Source organism: Methylobacterium sp. CB376 (assembly GCF_029714205.1).
GTDB lineage: Bacteria > Pseudomonadota > Alphaproteobacteria > Rhizobiales > Beijerinckiaceae > Methylobacterium.
Window position 1 is genome coordinate 5,146,739 of the sequence record NZ_CP121648.1, and the last position, 16,997, is coordinate 5,163,735.

Here is a 16,997-nt window from a genome sequence, read left to right on the forward strand (position 1 = left end):
CGCCATGCCCGAGACCGACCGCATCCCGAAGCCCTATCGTATCGGCATCGACGTTGGCGGGACCTTCACCGACCTCGCCTGCGTGGACCCGAGCGGCGCACTCACCTTCGTCAAGACGCCCTCCACCCCGGAGGACCAGTCAGTCGGCGTCCTGACGGGCTTGGGCGACCTCGCGGCCCGCCTCGGCCTCGACCTCGCGGGCCTGCTCTCGGCGACCGACCGCATCGTGCACGGCACGACCGTCGCCACCAACGCGCTCCTGGAGCGCAAGGGCGCTCGGGTCGGCCTGCTGACGACCCGGGGCCATCGCGACGTGCTGGAGATGCGCGAGGGGCTGAAGCCGAACCGCTACGACCTGCTGATGCCGCCGCCCGAGCCGCTGGTGCCGCGGCACCTGCGCCGCGGCGTACCCGAGCGTATAGGACACGACGGCACGGTGGTCACTCCCCTCGACGAGGCCGCGCTCGACGAGGAGATCGCTCGGCTGAGGAGCGCGGGCGTCGAGGCGGTCGCGGTCGCCTACCTGCACAGCTACCGCAATCCGGCGCACGAGCGGCGCACCGCCGAGCGGCTGGCGGCGCTCATGCCGGAGGCCTACGTCACCCTGTCGAGCGAGGTGTTGCCGCAGATCAAGGAGTACGAGCGGGTCTCGACCACGGCCGTCAACGCCTATGTCGGCCCGGCCGTGCGGCGCTACCTGGGCAGCCTGGAGCGGCGCCTCGCCGAGGTGCGCTTCGAGGGGGGGCTGTTCATCATCCTGTCGCAGGGCGGCGTCGTGCCGCTCGGCGAGGCGGCCCGGCTCGCGGCCGCGACGGTCCTCTCGGGGCCGGCGGGCGGCGTGGCCGGGAGCCGGCACGTCGCGGCGCTCACGGGCGCGTGCAACCTCATCCCCTTCGACATGGGCGGGACCTCGACGGACATCTCGCTCGTGGCGGATGGGGCGATCGCCCTCTCGGCGGATGGCGGCCTCGCGGGGGAACGGATCGCGCTGCGCAGCCTCGACATCATCAGCATCGGGGCCGGGGGCGGCTCGATCGCCCACGTCGATGGGGGCGGCATCCTGCAGGTCGGGCCGGAGAGCGCGGGCGCGAAGCCCGGCCCGGTCTGCTACAGCCAGGGCGGGACCGAGCCGACCGTGACGGATGCCAACCTATTGCTCGGCTACCTCGACCCCGAGCACTTCCTCGGTGGCCGCCGCAGGCTGGACGCGGCCGGCGCCGCGGCCGCCATGGATCGCCTCGCCGCCAGCCTCGGCGCGAGCCGCGACGAGGCCGCGGCGGGCATCTACCGGCTCGTCAACCTGAAGATGGCGGACGGCATCCGGCTGATGACGCTGCGACGCGGGGTGGATCCGCGCGGTTTCGCGGTCCTCAGCTTCGGGGGCGCTGCGGGCCTCCACGCGGTCGAGGTCGCGCGGGAGATTGAGGTGGGACGCGTGATCGTCCCCGCCATGGCCTCGGTGCTCTCGGCCTGGGGCATGCTGAACGGCGACCTGCGCTACGAGGTGGCGCGCAGCCACCTCGCCGACACCGCGGGCCTTAATCCGTCGGCGCTCGCCGCCCTGTTCCGGCCGCTCGAGGCCGAGGCAACCGAGCGGCTCCGGGCATGGTTCGACGGTCCGATCCGCCTCGATCGGTCGGCCCAGATGCGGTACGGCGAGCAGATCTTCGAGGTCGACGTGCCGCTCGAGGGACTGGACCTCGCGGCGCCCGGATCCGTCGCGGCGCTCGTCGAGCGCTTCCACCGCCGCCACGAGGATCTCTACACATACGCCTCGCCCGGCCAGGAGGTGGTGCTCGTCAACGTGCAGGTCGCGGCCGTGGGCCGTGTCGAGGCCGTCGATCCCGCCGGGGCAATGCCTGCGGACGACCAGCCGGTCGCCCCGTTGCGGATGCAGCGGGCCTACTTCGACGGCTGGCGCGAGGTCCCGGTCTACGCCTTCGACACGCTGGGGGCCGGCTGCCGTCTGACCGGGCCGGCGCTGATCGAAGCCGAGACGACGACGGTCGTGCTCGGCGCGGGCGACACCCTGACAGCGGACCGGTTCGGCTGGCTGGACATCAGGTTGAGACCCGCGGCGTGACCGCGGAAGCGGCGGCGCGCCCCGGCGCGTCGCCAAGACGGTGGCAGCCGCCGCACCGACGGCGGGATCGAGGGGGATGGCCATGAAAATGCGGTCTGGTTCGTGGGTGCTCGCCGCCCTCCTGTGGTCCACGGCCGTCCGGGCGGACGTGGTCGTCGGTGTCGTCGTGCCGCGCACCGGGCCCGTCGCGGCGATCGGCGACCAAGTGCTCAACGGCGTGAATGCGGCCGTGAAGGACGTCAACGAGAGCGGTGGCGTGAACGGCGAGAAGCTTGTGCTCGACGTTCAGGATGATGCCTGCGACCCGAAACAGGCGGTATCTGTGGCGAACCGCTTCCTCCAGAACAAGGTCGGGCTGATCGTCGGGCACGTCTGCTCAGGCGCGACCATGGCCGCCTCCGAGATCTACGCGGAAAACGGGGACGTGATGGTGACGCCCTCCGCCAACGTCGCGAAGCTGACGGAGCGGGGGCTGTCTGGGATCTTCCGCGTCTGCGGGCGGGATGACCAGCAGGGCGAACTCGCGGCCCGCACCATCGCCGAGCGCTTCCCGGGCAAGAAGGTCGCGATCCTGCACGACAACCAGCCCTTCGGGCGCGGGCTCGCGGACGCAACGAAGACCAACCTCAACCGGATTGGCGTCAAGGAATCCCTGTTCGCCGCGATCACACCGGGCGAGCGGGACTACACTTCCGTCATCACACGGCTGAAGTCGGCCGGCATCGACGTCGTTTACTACGGTGGCTATCACCAGGAGATGGGAACATTGGTGCGCCAAGCCTCCGAGCAAGCCTACTCAGCGCAGTGGATCGGCACCTCCGGCATTGCAAGCAAGGAATTCGCCGCGATCGCGCACGGCGCGGCGGACGGCGTGCTGATGACCTTCAACCCGGACGCCCGGAGGCGCTCTGAGGCCAAGGCCGTGGTCGACCGTTTCCGTGCGCAGTCGATCGAGCCGGAGGGGTTCACGCTGTACGGCTACACCGCCGTGCAAGTGCTGGCCCAAGCCGCCCGAAACGCGCAATCGACCGACCCGAAAGCCGTCGACCGTGCCCTTAAATCGGGGACTTTCGGCACGATTTTGGGCAATGTCGGTTTCGACAGAAAGGGAGACATTTCTGCTCCCGGTTACGTTCTGTACCGGTGGTCGAATGGAGATTTTACGCAGATAAATTGATAATATTGAGTGTTTAAGCGTATCATCAGCGATGAAATTGGCATCAAGTTTTGATCTTTGCAGTTTTCTTGGTTGTCATCGTTGGAGATGACCCAGGGTAGCCGTGACGGCTGGACTGCTGCGAGGTCACGTCAAAGTCCCGTGGCAAAGGTTGCAATGCGCTGACCTCCGAACCCCTGCACTCCTTCGCCGGCGCACGAATCCGGGATCAGCTCACAGGTGTAGCGGCATAAGCCACCGGCCGAGCCGAGACCGGACGGGTCAAAATGACCCAAAGCGGCCCCTCATAGCGCATGCCGGGAAGGTCCGATTGCGAGGGTTTTCCCGACATTTGTTTTCCTGATACCGCCGCGCTTATAGTTTCACCTGTTCAAGGTAGGGGTAGGCGGTGAGCGAGCGGAGCCGTCCGACCCCGGCGGTGAGCGCGGTCCAGGCTTGACAGCAGGCATTCACGACGGCGTCGTAGTCGGCTAGGAGCCGATGGGACAGGGAGCGCTGGCGCAGGGAGAGCCAGACGCGCTCGACTGCGTTTCCATGCTACCTCTCTACGTCCGGTTCCTGCTGCTTGGCGGTAGCGCCGCCGCTCTGACCTGGTCCAGCTCGTCGCCGCTCATCCGCACGATCCGGATGCGCTGGTCCCACGGGCCGCCATGCGCCCCCGCAGGCGCCCGTCTTGCAGCCAGCGGTAGGCGGTGTGCCGGTGCACGCCGAGCCGCTTGGCCGCCTCGTGCAGGGTCCATTCGGTGCCGGGCTCGCGCGCGGCGCTGCCGCTCCAGATCGGCCGCCCGCTGCCCAGCCCGTAGCGGAACACCAGGCGCTGGACCATGGACGTGTGAGCGGGCGTTGGATCCTCCTCACTTGTGGGCCTGCAATTTTCCCCACCCTCCCGGCCGCCCCTGAGCCTCCTGTTTGAGGCGGGATGCCCGCGCGGCGGCCGTCTCACCGAAGCTGGTCCCCGTGGCGGGAGGGAGCGGCGCGGTGGTCAGCCTCGGGGAACTCATGACGATCCTGGACCTCCACCGGCAGGGCCTCTCGGTCACCGCCATCGCCCGCCAGCTCGGCCTCGACCGCAAGACCGTCGCCAAGTACATCGCCCGCGGCCTCGAGCCGCCCGTCTACGGACCGCGATCCCCCCGCGCGCGGGCCACCGACGCCTTCCTGCCCTACCTGCGCGAGCGCCTGGCCGCCTACCCGCAGCTTACGGCCGTCCGTCTCTGGCGCGAGTTGAAGGAGCGCGGCTTCGCAGGGGCCTACACCGCCGTGAAGCGAGCCGTGGCCCTGCTTCGCCCCTCAGCTCCTCTGCCTATCGAGCGCCGCTTCGAGACCCCGCCGGGCGAGCAGGCCCAGGTCGACCTCGCCCGCTTCGAGGTCGTCTTCGCCGACGAGCCGGGCGTGACCCGCATCGTCTGGCTGTTCGCGATGGTGCTGGGCCACTCGCGCTATCTCTGGGCCCGCTTCGTCGTCCACCAGGATCTGCAGACGGTCCTGCGCTGCCACATCGCCGCCTTCCAGGCCCTTGGAGGCGCCCCGCGCGAGATCCTCTACGACCGCATGAAGACCGCCGTGATCGGCGAGGATCCCGACGGCTTGGTCATCTATAACCGCAGCCTTCTCGATCTCGCGCGCCACTACGGGTTCCTGCCGCGCGCCTGCCGTCCCTACCGGGCCAAGACCAAGGGCAAGGTCGAGCGCCCGTTCCGCTACCTGCGCGAGGACTTCTTCCTCGCCCGCTCGTTCCGCAACCTCGACGACCTGAACGACCAGCTGCGGCACTGGCTCGACACCGTGGCCAACGCCCGCCGGCACGCCACGACCAAGCGGATCGTCGCCGACGCCTTCGCGGAGGAGCGCAGCCAGCTGCGGGCGCTGCCGCCCGTGCCCTACGAAGCCGTGCTCAGCCTGGAGCGGCGCGTCACCCACGAGGGCTTCGTCTCGGTGGCGGGCAATCTCTACAGCGTGCCCGACACCACCCGCCGCCGCGCCCTGGAGGTGCACGTGCTGGCCGATCAGATCCGCATCTACGAGGCGGGTGAGCTCGTTGCCTGCCACCTGCCCCTGGAAGGGCGTGGGCTGACGCAGGTCGATCCAGCCCATCGGCGGCCGCGATCTCCCCCGCCCGAGCCACGAGACCCTGCCGAGCCGGTGGTCGTCAGGCGCGCCGGCGACCAGGTCGCGCGTCGCCCGCTGGCCATCTACGACGCCGTAGCCCGCCAACTCGCGGGAGCCGGCGTGCCCAGGACCGACCGGGGAGACGCGGCATGAGCGGAACTGGCGAGCTGATCCCCCCACTGGTCGAGCGGATCAAGGCCACGCTGGTAGGGCTGAAGATGCCGCGCGCCCTGGAGATCGTCGACACCACCGTGCGGCGGCTGGAGCGCGGCGAACTCAGCGCGCTGGAGGCGGTCGATGCCCTGCTGAGCGAGGAGCTGAGCCTACGCGAGAGCCGGCGGGTGAAGACCGCGCTGGTGATGGCGCGGCTCTCGACGGTCAAGACGCTGTCGGGCTTCGACTTCGCCTTCCAGCCCTCGCTCGACCGCACCCGCATCCTGGCCCTGGCCGAGCTGGGCTTCGTGGACCGCTGCGAGGTGCTGCACTTCCTCGGCCCGCCCGGCACCGGCAAGAGCCACTTGGCGGTGGCCCTCGGGGTCGAGGCGGTGAAGGCGGGCCGCAGCGTGTACTTCACCACCCTGGCCGACCTTGTGGGAACGCTGGCGCGGGCCGAGCGGGAAGGAACGTTGCGCGAGAAGATCCGCTACTTCTGCCGGCCGGCGCTGCTGATCGTGGACGAGATCGGCTACCTGCCGGTGGTGCCGGGCGGGGGCAACCTGTTCTTCCAGCTCGTCAACGCGCGCTACGAGCGGGGCGCGATGGTCCTGACCTCGAACCGCGGCTTTGCAGAGTGGGGGGAGGTGTTCGGCGATCCGGTGGTGGCGACCGCGCTGCTGGACCGGTTGCTTCACCACGCCGTGGTGGTGCAGATCGAGGGCTCAAGCTACCGGCTGCGCCAGCACACCGCGCTCATGCCCGAGCACATCCGCTCGAAGGCAGCCCTGCAGGCTCCGCCGCTCGCCCCGCCTCCGCGTCGGCGCGGACGCCCGCCCAAGAATGGAGGTGCTCACCTCGGCATCGCCTGACCGCCGAGCCCGCCGATCTGAGGAAAATTGCGCGCCCGAAATTGCGGAAGGTTCGAAGCCCGTTGACAGGACGCGTCGAACCCCTCCCGCTCGGGCGGCCGCCAGCCGGCAGCGTTCAGCCGATCGGCGATGGCCGCGGCCGAGCAGCCCTGCCCGCGCAGGTCGCGGATCGTGGCCAGCACCTGCTCGCACCCGCGCAGCTGCTCGAACCGCCGGACGGGCCGGACCAGCGCGTGGCGGGTCCGCGCACCGCCGGCCCGGTCGCAGGCGACCTCGACGTGCTCGCTGCTGCCGTCCACGCGTACGGCGACCTGCTCCAGCATCAACCGGGCGATCGCCTGGCGGTCCTGCTGCGTCGTCGGCGCATGCCACAGCGCCCTTGGGGCGCGGTTTCGGCGAGGGCAGGAGCGGAGCGATCTCAGTCCAGAGATCGTCAGGGAGCAGCGGACGGGCCATGCAGCCGAACGCGCAAGCCGCCCGTCCGTGCCGTTCTGTTAGGCGCGCTAGAGCATTTTCCGACGAAGTGGATGCCGGTTCGTCGCAGAAAATGCAGCAAGATCAAAGACCGAGAGCAGTACCCGATTGCAACGTGATCGGGTGCTGCTCTAAGCTGGCAGTGGGGGCTTTACACCCTGATCCATGATAGGTTCGGAGCCGCTCGGCAGAAAGGCCTTACTTCTATGGCTGCTTCGACCCGATCGGCCTCTTCTATTGAGGCGCGCCTGGAAACGCAAATACGGAGTGATGCCCGTGAGTGATGCGCTCAGTGCCGAAGACGTCGTCACGCTTTTGGGACTGGAGCCGAACGCAACATGTGGTTGTGTTCGCGCAACCTACCATAGCGCGCGCTGTATTGCGCCTGGTGGGCTGGCTGAACCCTTTGGAGATGGGCGTCCATTAGGGTCAGCGCTGTACTTCATGGTCACACCACCAGCGCCCGTAAGGCTGCACCGGATTCAAAACGATCAGCTCTACCATTACTATCTCGGTAACTCCCTGGAGGTATTTCTTCTACACCCAAACGGCGCCGCCGAGCGAGCAGTTGTAGGACCAAACCTGCGCAATGGCGAGCGCGTTCAACTGCTGATCCCTGGCGGCGTATTCCACACTGCACGGCTCATCGGTCAGGAAGGTTGGTTTCTGGGCGCGAGCACGGCCTGGCCTGGTGTGACGCCAGCGGATGCGGAGATCGGCGATGTCGAGGAACTGAGCACGAGGTTTCCAGTATTCGCCGCCGACCTGCGGGCGATTGCAGGGTCAGCGCAAGCTTCCAGACCGCCTAAAGGCCACAATTAGTAACCAAAATCTAGAAAAGGCCCGCCACAACAGGATCGGGCGGACTGAACATCTGTGGTGATTCCGGATGCTCAGAACCGGAAGAAGCTCGGCAGCCGTCGCGCCGGCGAAGTCGCAAGAGAAGCCAGCCGCGGCCGGACCGGGCGGGCTGAAAGGTTACGATCCACGTTTCGGGGGAACTGGAACGGGCGTACGTCAAGCATATTCTGAGTGCCGTTGCATCTCGTATTCAGAGCTAATCCACAATAACGAAAGAAATCTCGCCACGGCGGGGCGCCGGGTGGGCTAAGGCTCTGTAGAGTAGAAGCGGGCCAGAAAAGCATGCTGGACTCTAAGCTGGCAAGGCGCTGCCGAATCGGCTCCTACACAATCGTCTTCGCAACGTAGTCTGCACGTTCTGCAGGCCGAACGCTGTCGCGTCGACGAAGCCTGCTATTCGCATAACCCCATTACGGACGCGCCTCGGCGTTACTGCCAAGCCACCGCACGTAAATGCACAGAGGATTGCGTCCCTATTGAGCCGGGCATAGCATCACATGCCTGACCCGCAAGGGAGGCAGTCATGTCGGTGGTGAAGTTCCTCGAACTCTCCGCACAATCCCCGCAAGGCTACGAGGACGCGATCAAGCAAGCGGTCGAGCGCGCATCCAGCACGCTGCGCGGCATCCAATCCGTCTGGGTCAAGGAGTTCGAAGCCGTTGTGGAGAACGACAAGGTGACCCAGTTCCGGGCCACCGTGAAAATCTCGTTCCTGCTTGAGGGCTGAGGCGCGGGCGCCGGCTGAAAGGGGCGTTCTGATCGAGCCGTTCAGCGGCCTTGTAGGTCACGCGAGGACCCAAACCAAAACACGAGTGCCTGCGATGAGCGCGGCCGCAATCCTTCAGCCACAGCTGGTCCTTGTCTGGGCTGGTGTGCTGCTTTTTATAGGCGGCCTCCTGCTCACAGCCTTCACGGCGCTCTGGGGTGGGCGCTTCAAGGCCAAGAGCCGGACGGATAGCGCGGCCGGCTTCAGCCCTCGGGCAAACTGGCCGGGGCTGGTGATGCTGGCAGCGGGCATCCTCTGCTTCCTGGCTGCCGCTGCGGTCTAGAGCGGCACCCGATCACGTTGCAATCGGGTGCCGCTCTCGATCTTTGATCTTGCCGCATTGTCTGCGACGAACCGGCATCCACTTCGTCGGAAAATGCTCTAGACAGAAACGAGCGGACTTGTGAACCGCTCCGGGTTTCCCGGAGGCTCCAACTCTTGAGAGGATGGAGCCATGACGAAGCGCAGCACACCCTTTTCGCCTGAAGTCCGCGAGCGCGCGCTGCGGATGGTGTTCGACCATCAGGGCGAGCATGGCTCGCAGTATGCGGCGATCCGCTCGGTCGCTTCCAAGATCGGATGCTCGGGCGAGACGCTGCGCAACCGGGTTCGTCATGCCGAGCGGGACCAGGGCCAGCGCGCCGGACCGACGACGGACGAACGCGAACCGATCAAGGTGCTGGAGCGGGAGAACCGCGAACTGCGACAGGTCAACGAGATCCTCAGAAAGGCGTCGGCGTATTTTGCGATGGCGGAGCTCGACCGCCGGTCGCGGACATGATCGCCTTCATCGACGATCACCGGGAGGCCTACGGGGTCGAGCCGATCTGCCGCGTGCTGCCGATCGCCCTGTCGACGTACTACGCCCAGGCCGCGCGGCGCGCCGATCCCGACAGGCTGCCGGCCCGGGCTCGCTCGGACGCGGCGCTGATGGTCGAGATCCGGCGCGTGTTCGAGGAGAACTTCTGCGTCTACGGCGTGCGCAAGGTCTGGCGGCAACTCGGCCGGGAAGGCGGTCTTGGACAGGTCCACGCGAGCCGTCATGCCCGCAGGGGTCGATGGCGGCCAATAAGCTTAGCCATATGACGGCCGGGCAGAGGCCAAAACTGAGATGTTCGGTCCCGGCACGAGGGCGACGGGGGCGAATGGCGACGCAGCTCGGCCTTCCGAGTTCGGCCACCCTGCCGCGGGCGTCACACATTCTGCACGCTTGTCGTATACCTAGCCAGCAACCATTTCACCCCCACACGAAAGCTCCACTGCCGCTCGGCCGAAAATCCGCCGGCTTCAGCATGGAGGACCGCCCAGGCATGACCGCTGACTGGAACTACGAGCCGCCTGTTGCGCACGTGTTCGACGATGCCATCGTACCGATTTATACGACGGACGCTGACGGCTGGCTGACGTACTACAATCGGGCAGCAGCGGAGCTTTGGGGATATCATCCGGAGATTGGCCGCACCCGCTGGTGCGGCTCATGGCGCATATTCACGCCTGCCGGTTCAGAGTTGCCGCTCGATCAGTGCCCGATGGCGATCGCTTTGAAGGAGGGGCGGCCCGTTCGCGACGTGTGGGCCGTGCTGGAGCGGCCCGAGGGCACGCTGATCCCGTTCATGCCCTACCCGACCCCGATCCGCGCCCCGTCAGGAGTGATTATTGCAGGCTCGAACATGCTGGTGGCGCTCGGCTCAAGGCCGATGCGGCACTCATTGGAGCTGTCAGGTGCGGTTACGGTGTCAATCCACTCCCCGGATATTTTGAGAGGCGCGGAACTGGATGATTTGACAGGCCAGTTACAATCCACGTTGGGCGCCATCGCTGATATTGAGGTTGCTTATCAGCTCGACTGCGAGCGCCTGGACGACTGGACCGGACCAAGCGCTGAGAAAGAACGAATTCTCATGCAGCTACAAACCAAACGGGAGCGGAAGCGGACGGCTTTGATGAAGCGGCTGAACGATCTGCAAGAGCGGGCAGTCTCTCTGAAGCCGCTCTCGCGTCAGGAGCCATCCACTCTACACTGAAAGGCTGATCGCTGGCTTGACCTCGCCTCAGGACTGCCCCGCAACTTGCAGAGTACCAGCCACAGGATAGTGGTGTGGGGCTTTGTACACGATCAACGCCACGGATCGATTGAGAGCGTCGACCTCGTCCTGATCGAGCCCGAGCGTGGATGCCTCTTCGCAAGTCGTTCCCCGCTCAGCGGGCCGCTCGCTGCTGCTCTCCATGAAGTGCTTGATCTTCGGCACAACCTCGGCCTGGAAGCGCGAGCCGTTGAAGATGCCGTAGTGACCCGCTCCCGCCTGGAGATGGTACGCCTTCTTCTCGGGCGGCAGGTTGGGCGTGAGGTCGAGAGCCGCCAGCGTCTGTCCGACGCCCGTGATGTCGTCCTTCTCGCCCTCCACCGCCATTAGAGCGCAGCGGCGGATCGCTCCGAGGTCGACGGCCTTGCCGCGATGCTGCATCTCACCCCGCGGGAGCCGGTGGCTGATGAACACCTGCTCGACCGTCTCAAGGTAGAATTCGGCGGTGAGGTCCATCACGGCGAGGTACTCGTCGTAGAAGGCCCGGTGCTTGGCCGCGGAGTCGCCGTCACCCTCGACGAGATGGTTGAACATGTCCCAGTGGGCGGTCAGGTGGCGGTCGAGGTTCATACCCATGAAGCCTCCCAGCTGAAGGAAGCCCGGGTAGACCGCGCGGCCGTTGCCCGGATGGCTCGGCGGCACGGCATGGATGCAGTGCTGCCGGAACCACGTGATGCCGCGCTCCCGCGCCAGTTCATTCACCGCGGTCGGAGAGCGACGGGTGTCGATCGGACCACCCGCGAGCGTCGCCGAGAGGGGAACCAGGGGGTGGTTCTCGGCCTCCATGCGGGCAATGGCGGCCAGGACGGGCACCGAGGGCTGGCAGACCGCCATGACGTGCAGGTCCGGCCCGAGCGCCGCGAACATCGCCATGCAGTAGTCGATGTACTCGTCCAGCCCAAAGCGCCCGGCCGCGCGCGGCACCTGCTTGGCGTCGGTCCAGTCGGTGATGAACACCTGATGCGTGTCGAGGAAGGCCGCCACCGTACCCCGCAGCAGGGTCGCGTAGTGGCCCGACATGGGAGCCACGAGCAGCAGCTTGGGCTTGTCACACGGCTCGCCGAAGGCGATGACCCGGCAGAAGGGCTGCTCCCACACGATCCGCTCCGCGGCCGGCAGGCCGAAGGCGGGTTTGGGATAGGAGCGGGTGGCCCGCTCGAAGATCTCACACGAGGCCGCAATCGAACGGCCGGCTACCGTGTAGGTGAGAGGGTTGAGCGGGTTCTCGCACGCGAGCTTCGCGAGGTCTGCGGCGACGCGGGCTGGCGTGAGCATCAGTTCGCACGACTCACGCATGAGGTACATCATACGCATCCACCTCTCAGCAGCCCGGGCGCTCAGCCCTTCGGCGACACAGTAGGCGATCAACACCTCTGGTTGCTGTTTGGTTTCGCACCATGCGCTATCGCCTTTGGTTTTGCTCAAGCTTCAAGGGCGCTGGAGAGCTATGGACGAGTGCGTGGGTGCGATGCGTCTCCACTGGGCCCGCACCGATCGGCACCTCGTCGCAAGTCCGGGATGGAAGCGGGACCAAACAAGGACCATGTTCGGGCGGATGACAGTGGCCCAGCTCTGGAAGTGGTCTCGTGGCTCTGCTTAGCTGAGGGGGCGGGAGCCGGTCATGGGTCCCGCGGGGACACACGAACCAGATGGTCCGGCCCAAGCAGGTCGAGAGGAACGGCCCGATCGAGGCCCTCGCGGGCACGGTCGAGCGCGTGACGTTCCACCCGCCCGAAACCGGCTTCCGCGTGCTCAAGGTGCACGCTCGCGGCAAGCGCGACCTCGTGCCGGTGGTCGGGCATGCGCCCGCGATCGGCGCGGGCGATTGGATCACGGCGACAGGAATTTGGATCACCGACCGCGCCCACGGCCTCCAGCTCTAGCCGAGACCCTGAAAGCCACCCCGCCGACCGGCGCCGCGGGCATCGAGAAGTACCTCGCCTCCGGCTACATGCGCGGGATCGGCCCCGCCATGGCCAAGCGCATCGTCGCCGCGTTCGGCGAGAACACCTTCGAGTTCATCGAGGCCGAACCCGACCGGCTTCAGGAGGTCTCCGGCATCGGGCCATGGCGGGCCGCCAAGATCGTGGCGGGCCGGGCCGAGCAGAAGTGCGCGACTCAGGAGAGCTACCATTCCTGGTATCTCTTTGGACAAGGCAGGCCCAAGATGTTGTCTTCGAGCGCTTCGCGCACAGGTCTCATAAGTCGACTTGAGGGCGAGTAGAGGACAAGAGGTGTCCTGGTGCTCTCGTCGAGAAGGCCTCAACCGCCCTCGCCCCCGAGCACCAGCCGAAGCGAGCGGGCGAGCTCGTCGCGGCGATACGGCTTGTTTAGCACGGGCAACTTGCCCTGGCCGATGACTTGCCCCTCGTCGGGATTCGCCACGTAACCGGAGGTGAGCAGGATCCTGATGCCCGGGCGCACCCGCTGTGCCTCGGCCGCAAGCTGCGACCCGTTCATGCCGCCGGGCATGACCACGTCCGAGAACAGGATGTCGATGCGCTCCACACCCTTGAGATGCTCCAACGCCTCGGCGGCGTTGCGGGCGACGATGACCCGGTAGCGCAATTCCTCCAAGCTCTCGACGGCCATCCCGAGCACCTGCTCGTCGTCGTCCACCAGGAGCACCGTATCGCCCTCACCCGCGCGGCGAAGTGGGATCGCGCCGACGGGCCCGATTCCGGCCTCCTCGTCGGCCGGGTCGGTGGAGCGCGGGAAGTACAGGCGAACCGTCGTGCCCTTGCCGATCTCCGATTCGATCTGCGCGAAACCCCTGGCGCTGCGCGTGAAGCCGTACACCTGGCTAAGCCCGAGCCCCGTTCCCTTGCCGACCTCCTTGGTGGTGAAAAACGGCTCGAACACGCGCTGGAGCGTATCAGGCGGGATGCCGCTGCCCGTGTCAGTGACCGACACCGCTACGTAGGGGCCGGGCGGCACGCCCAGATCGGTGACGGCGCCAGTCCCAAGGTGGACGTTGCGGCTCGTCACCACGATGCGGGGGTGCCCCTCGCTCCCCTCCATCGCGTCGCGCGCGTTGACGATCAGGTTCAGCACCGCCGCCTCGAACTGCGCAGGGTCGATGCGGATCGGGTCGAGCGCCGGATCAAGGTCGAAGACCAGCTCGACGGCCCCGCCCGCGGCGCGCTCGGCGAGAGGCTTGAAGTCGAGCAGCAGGCGGTTGGGGTTGAGCGTCTGCGGCCGCAGCATCTGCCGGCGCGAGAAGGCGAGTAGCTGCTGGGTCAGTTGCTCGCCGCGCTTGGCCGCGCCCATGGCCGCCTCGGCCAGGCGCTTGACCCGCTCGACCTGCTCGGGCCGGCGCAGCATCATGTCGAGGCCGCCCACGATGACCGTGAGCAGGTTGTTGAAGTCGTGGGCGACCCCGCCCGTCAATTGCCCGATGGCCTCCATCTTCTGGGCTTGCCGCAAAGCCTCCTCGGTGGTCCGTTGGTCGGTGCGGTCCATCAGGATCCCGGCGACGCGCAGGGGCTTGCCGGCCTCATCGTGCTTCACCTGCCCCCGCATCGCGATCCAGCGCACCGCCCCGTCGGTGCGCCGGATGCGGCATTCCAGGTCAAGCGTGCCCGTCGCCGCCGTCGCCGCGAGCGCCCTCTCGGCCACATCGCGGTCCTCCTCCACGACGTGGGCGAGCAGGGCCTTCCGGTCCCAGTGTGGCGCCGCATCCACGTAGCCGAAGGCGGCGTCGAAGCGGGGCGAGCGCCGCGACGCGCCGGTGCGGCAATCGAGGTCCCACGACGCCATGCCGGCCGCGTCGAGTGCGAAGGCGAGGGTCTCGTGCGCGGCCTCGACCTCCCCCGTGCGTTCGGCCACGCGCCGCTCCAGGTCCTCGTTGGCGCGCCGAAGCTGCTCCTGGGCTCGCTCGCGCTCCAGGAGATGCTCGCGGGCCTGGTACTGGCGGCGTCGCGCTCGCAGGGCGGAGGCGGTGGCGCTGACGAGCGTCTCCGCGTTGATGGGGCGTTCCAGCAGGACCACGTTGCCGAGCCGGGCGAGCAGCGCGGAGGCCCTTTCGGAGCGCGGCCCGGTCTGGCGCGTCGCCAGCACGACGAAGGGGAAATCCGACCAGGCGGGCTGCGCGTCGAGCCACGCGAACAACTCAGCCGGCTCGGCGCCGAGCGCCTCCTCGGTGACGAGCGCGGCGCCCGCGCCGGCCGAGAGGCAGTCCAACCAACTCGCCAGGTCCGGACACGCGGCGGCGCGCGCGCCCGCCCGGGTGAGCACCTGCTCGGCCACGAGGGCGTCGCGCCCTCGTGGCGCCAGGATGAGGACGCGCTCGTCGTCCGCCACCGATGCGGTCACCGGACTTCGCCGTCGGCAGGCGCTTCGCCCGTCAGCATCGGCACCCTGCCCCGGTAGGACGGCAAGCCGGTGAGTACACCCTCGAAGTCGGTCAGCGCCCTCCCGACCTGTATCCCGTGCCCCGACAGCTTCATCTCGCGGATGGTCCGCTCGTGCGCGTTGACGCGGCTCTTCACCACGGAGAGCGCCGTGCGCACCTCGCCCTTCGCCTCGAAGAACCGGAACAGCAGGATGCAGTCGCTCAGGTAGCTCAGGTCGACGTCGGTGCGCACCTCGCCGACGACGCCGTGTTGGCCCAGGACCAGGAGCGTGGTGATCCCTTGCTGGTTCAGGTAGCTCAGCAACTCGTGCATCTGCAGGATGAGGAACTCCTCGCCCGGCATGGCGTGCAGGTAGGCGTTGAGGCTGTCGACCACGACGAAGGTCGAGCCACGCTCCTCGACGGCCTGCCTGGTCATGCTGGAGAACTCGCCGGGCGAGAGCTCGGCGGGGTCGATCTGCGTGATGGTCAGGCGCCCGGCCTCGATATGCGGGGCCAGGTCCATGCCGAGCATCGCGGAGCGAGCGAGCAGCGTCGCCAGCCCCTCGTCGAACAGGTAGTAGGTCGCCTTCTCTCCGCGCTCCAGGGCGGCCACCATGCAGCGGATGGCCGTCGTGGTCTTACCGACGCCGGAGGGGCCGAGCAGCAGCGTGTTGGTTCCCGGCACGAGGCCTCCGCCGAGCAGGAGGTCGAGTTCGTCCGAGCCGGTCGAGCGCGCCCTCGCGTCGAAGGCTGAGCGGTGCTCGGCCGCGATCAGGCGCGGGAACACCTGGACGCCGCCGGTCTCCAGGACGAAATCGTGGTAGCCGCCGCGGAACTTGATGCCGCGCATCTTGACGATGCGCAGCCGCCGCCGTTCAGAGCCGAACTCGCGCGGCGCCTGCTCCAGGGAGACCACCCCGTGCGCAATGCTGTGGAGCTGCAGGTCGCCCGTCTCCGAGGTACGGTCGTCGAGCATCAACACGGTGCAGGCCCGCGTGGCGAAGAACTGCTTGAGCGCGAGGATCTGTCGCCGGTAGCGCAGCGGGTTCTGGGCTAGCAGCCGCAGCTCCGAGAGGCTGTCGAAGACGACTCGGTCAGGCCTCAGATCGTCAACCCGGGCGATGACCTCCTTGACGGTCTCGCCGAGCTCGATCTCGGAGGGGTGCAAGATCGACTGCTCGCCATCGGGGTCGAGGCCCATCTCATTGACGAGCTCGTAGACCTCGATTCCGTCGAGCGCCCAGCCGTGGGTCGCGGCCGCCGACCGGAGTTCGTCGGCGGTCTCGGACAGGGTAACGTAGAGGGTGCGCTCGCCGCGACCCGCGCCATCGCGGAGAAACTGGAGCGCGAGGGTGGTCTTACCCGTCCCGGGATTGCCCTCCAGCAGGTAGAGCCGGCTCGGCGTCAGGCCGCCGCAGAGAACATCGTCCAGGCCGACCACGCCGGTCGAGATGCGCGGTCCCACGCTGGTCGGCGGGCTCGTCGAAGTATCGGTCATCGGTTCGGTTGAGGCTCCGTGGCGTAGAGCGCGGCCCCGGGTCGGCGGGCACCGTAGAGGTCCGCCAAGCCTAAGTCAGCGCACGGGACAACGCATCGTGGGGATCCTGGCTCCCGCGGCAGTGCCGACCCGAACGGCGCCCGAAGGGCTTGCGCTGCCTCGGATGCGGACCTCAGCCAGCCTTGCTGGCGTAGCGACCATCCTCCAGCCGGTCGCAGCATTTCCTATTCCTGATTCGGCTGCCTATCTTCTTCAGATTGTCGGGTGAGAGGAGCACCTTGTGGAGGGCGACACGGCGAATGACTCGGGACTTGAATTGGGGCGCGGCCTCGGCCGGGTTCGTGGCACGGCGCTCTGTCAGGAACTCGGCTAGCTTTTCGTGAAGCGGCCCTCCTTCTGTCCGCATTCGCCTCATGACCCGACCTTTTGCGACTTAAGATCGGAGGCCAGGAAGTGGCGCATAGCCGAACACGCCGGGAGTGATCCGGCCCGGCCACCGCCTGGGCGAACCCGGAATGGGTGGTGAACGGTGGCAGGCCGTCGCACGTCGACCCGCCCCTGGTCGCGGCGTATTGGCATCAGCT

The 16,997-nt window shown here is 67.5% G+C and carries 13 protein-coding genes, 3 pseudogenes and 1 other annotated feature; of the genes and pseudogenes, 10 read left to right on the plus strand and 6 right to left on the minus strand.

The genetic code is table 11. The features are described from left to right. Nucleotides 1-4: 4 nt before the first annotated feature. Together QA634_RS23605 and QA634_RS23610 are read left to right on the plus strand one after the other, a co-directional pair. The gene (locus tag QA634_RS23605; RefSeq protein WP_012334424.1) at nt 5-2,083 is read left to right on the plus strand and encodes a hydantoinase/oxoprolinase family protein; all 2,079 of its coding nucleotides are present in this window, start codon (nt 5-7) and stop codon (nt 2,081-2,083) included. Between the two features lie 76 nt (nt 2,084-2,159). Next, the gene (locus tag QA634_RS23610; protein WP_012334425.1) at nt 2,160-3,260 is read left to right on the plus strand and encodes a branched-chain amino acid ABC transporter substrate-binding protein; all 1,101 of its coding nucleotides are present in this window, start codon (nt 2,160-2,162) and stop codon (nt 3,258-3,260) included. A 610-nt stretch (nt 3,261-3,870) separates the two neighbouring features. Here QA634_RS23610 and QA634_RS23615 read toward each other — a convergent pair. After that, nucleotides 3,871-4,086, minus strand: coding sequence for an excisionase family DNA-binding protein (locus QA634_RS23615; protein ID WP_043701526.1), 216 nt, complete (start codon nt 4,084-4,086; stop codon nt 3,871-3,873). A 152-nt stretch (nt 4,087-4,238) separates the two neighbouring features. Here QA634_RS23615 and istA point away from each other — a divergent pair, with 152 nt between their 5' ends. After that, complete coding sequence (gene istA, locus QA634_RS23620) at nt 4,239-5,522, plus strand: IS21-like element ISMtsp8 family transposase (protein ID WP_012290058.1); 1,284 nt, start codon at nt 4,239-4,241, stop codon at nt 5,520-5,522. Further along, nucleotides 5,519-6,394, plus strand: coding sequence for an IS21-like element ISMtsp8 family helper ATPase IstB (gene istB / locus QA634_RS23625; protein ID WP_012290057.1), 876 nt, complete (start codon nt 5,519-5,521; stop codon nt 6,392-6,394). Before istA ends, istB begins: the two co-directional genes overlap by 4 nt. On the opposite strand, the gene QA634_RS23630 is transcribed toward istB, so the two are convergent. Then, entirely contained in the window at nt 6,376-6,717 is a 342-nt protein-coding gene (locus QA634_RS23630) for a hypothetical protein (RefSeq protein WP_012334426.1), read from the minus strand. The two genes, istB and QA634_RS23630, sit on opposite strands and share 19 nt — an antisense overlap. A gap of 52 nt (nt 6,718-6,769) precedes the next feature. Continuing rightward, nucleotides 6,770-6,850: pseudogene (locus QA634_RS23635) on the minus strand (IS5/IS1182 family transposase); the annotation flags it as partial. Nucleotides 6,851-7,138: 288 nt separating this feature from the next. Here QA634_RS23635 and QA634_RS23640 point away from each other — a divergent pair. From QA634_RS23640 to QA634_RS23660, 5 genes and pseudogenes are all read left to right on the plus strand, one after another. Next, nucleotides 7,139-7,690, plus strand: a complete 552-nt coding sequence (locus QA634_RS23640) for a cupin domain-containing protein (RefSeq protein WP_012334427.1) — start codon at nt 7,139-7,141, stop codon at nt 7,688-7,690. A 562-nt stretch (nt 7,691-8,252) separates the two neighbouring features. Further along, the gene (locus QA634_RS23645; RefSeq protein ID WP_012334428.1) at nt 8,253-8,456 is read left to right on the plus strand and encodes a dodecin family protein; all 204 of its coding nucleotides are present in this window, start codon (nt 8,253-8,255) and stop codon (nt 8,454-8,456) included. A gap of 94 nt (nt 8,457-8,550) precedes the next feature. Continuing rightward, nucleotides 8,551-8,778: a hypothetical protein gene (locus tag QA634_RS23650; RefSeq protein ID WP_012334429.1), complete on the plus strand. Its 228-nt coding sequence runs from the start codon at nt 8,551-8,553 to the stop codon at nt 8,776-8,778. A gap of 171 nt (nt 8,779-8,949) precedes the next feature. Then, a pseudogene (locus QA634_RS23655) lies at nt 8,950-9,509 on the plus strand (IS3 family transposase); the annotation flags it as partial. After that, nucleotides 9,231-9,347 (plus strand) — a sequence feature (AL1L pseudoknot). Its footprint overlaps the pseudogene before it by 117 nt. Nucleotides 9,510-9,805: 296 nt before the next feature. Next, the gene (locus QA634_RS23660; protein ID WP_265576412.1) at nt 9,806-10,519 is read left to right on the plus strand and encodes a PAS domain-containing protein; all 714 of its coding nucleotides are present in this window, start codon (nt 9,806-9,808) and stop codon (nt 10,517-10,519) included. 27 nt (nt 10,520-10,546) lie between these two features. On the opposite strand, the gene QA634_RS23665 is transcribed toward QA634_RS23660, so the two are convergent. Continuing rightward, nucleotides 10,547-11,887 (minus strand): polyhydroxyalkanoate depolymerase, encoded by a 1,341-nt coding sequence (locus QA634_RS23665; RefSeq protein WP_012334433.1) that lies wholly within the window; start codon nt 11,885-11,887, stop codon nt 10,547-10,549. A 341-nt stretch (nt 11,888-12,228) separates the two neighbouring features. Here QA634_RS23665 and QA634_RS23670 point away from each other — a divergent pair. Beyond that, nucleotides 12,229-12,701 (plus strand): annotated as a pseudogene (locus tag QA634_RS23670) (helix-hairpin-helix domain-containing protein); the annotation flags it as partial. Between the two features lie 140 nt (nt 12,702-12,841). Here the strand turns inward: QA634_RS23670 and QA634_RS23675 are convergent. Both QA634_RS23675 and QA634_RS23680 read right to left on the minus strand, forming a co-directional pair. After that, a complete protein-coding gene (locus QA634_RS23675; protein WP_012334434.1) occupies nt 12,842-14,893 on the minus strand; it encodes an ATP-binding protein in 2,052 nt (683 codons plus the stop codon). Then, nucleotides 14,890-16,413 (minus strand): ATPase domain-containing protein, encoded by a 1,524-nt coding sequence (locus QA634_RS23680; protein ID WP_012334435.1) that lies wholly within the window; start codon nt 16,411-16,413, stop codon nt 14,890-14,892. Before QA634_RS23680 ends, QA634_RS23675 begins: the two co-directional genes overlap by 4 nt. Nucleotides 16,414-16,997 lie beyond the last annotated feature (584 nt).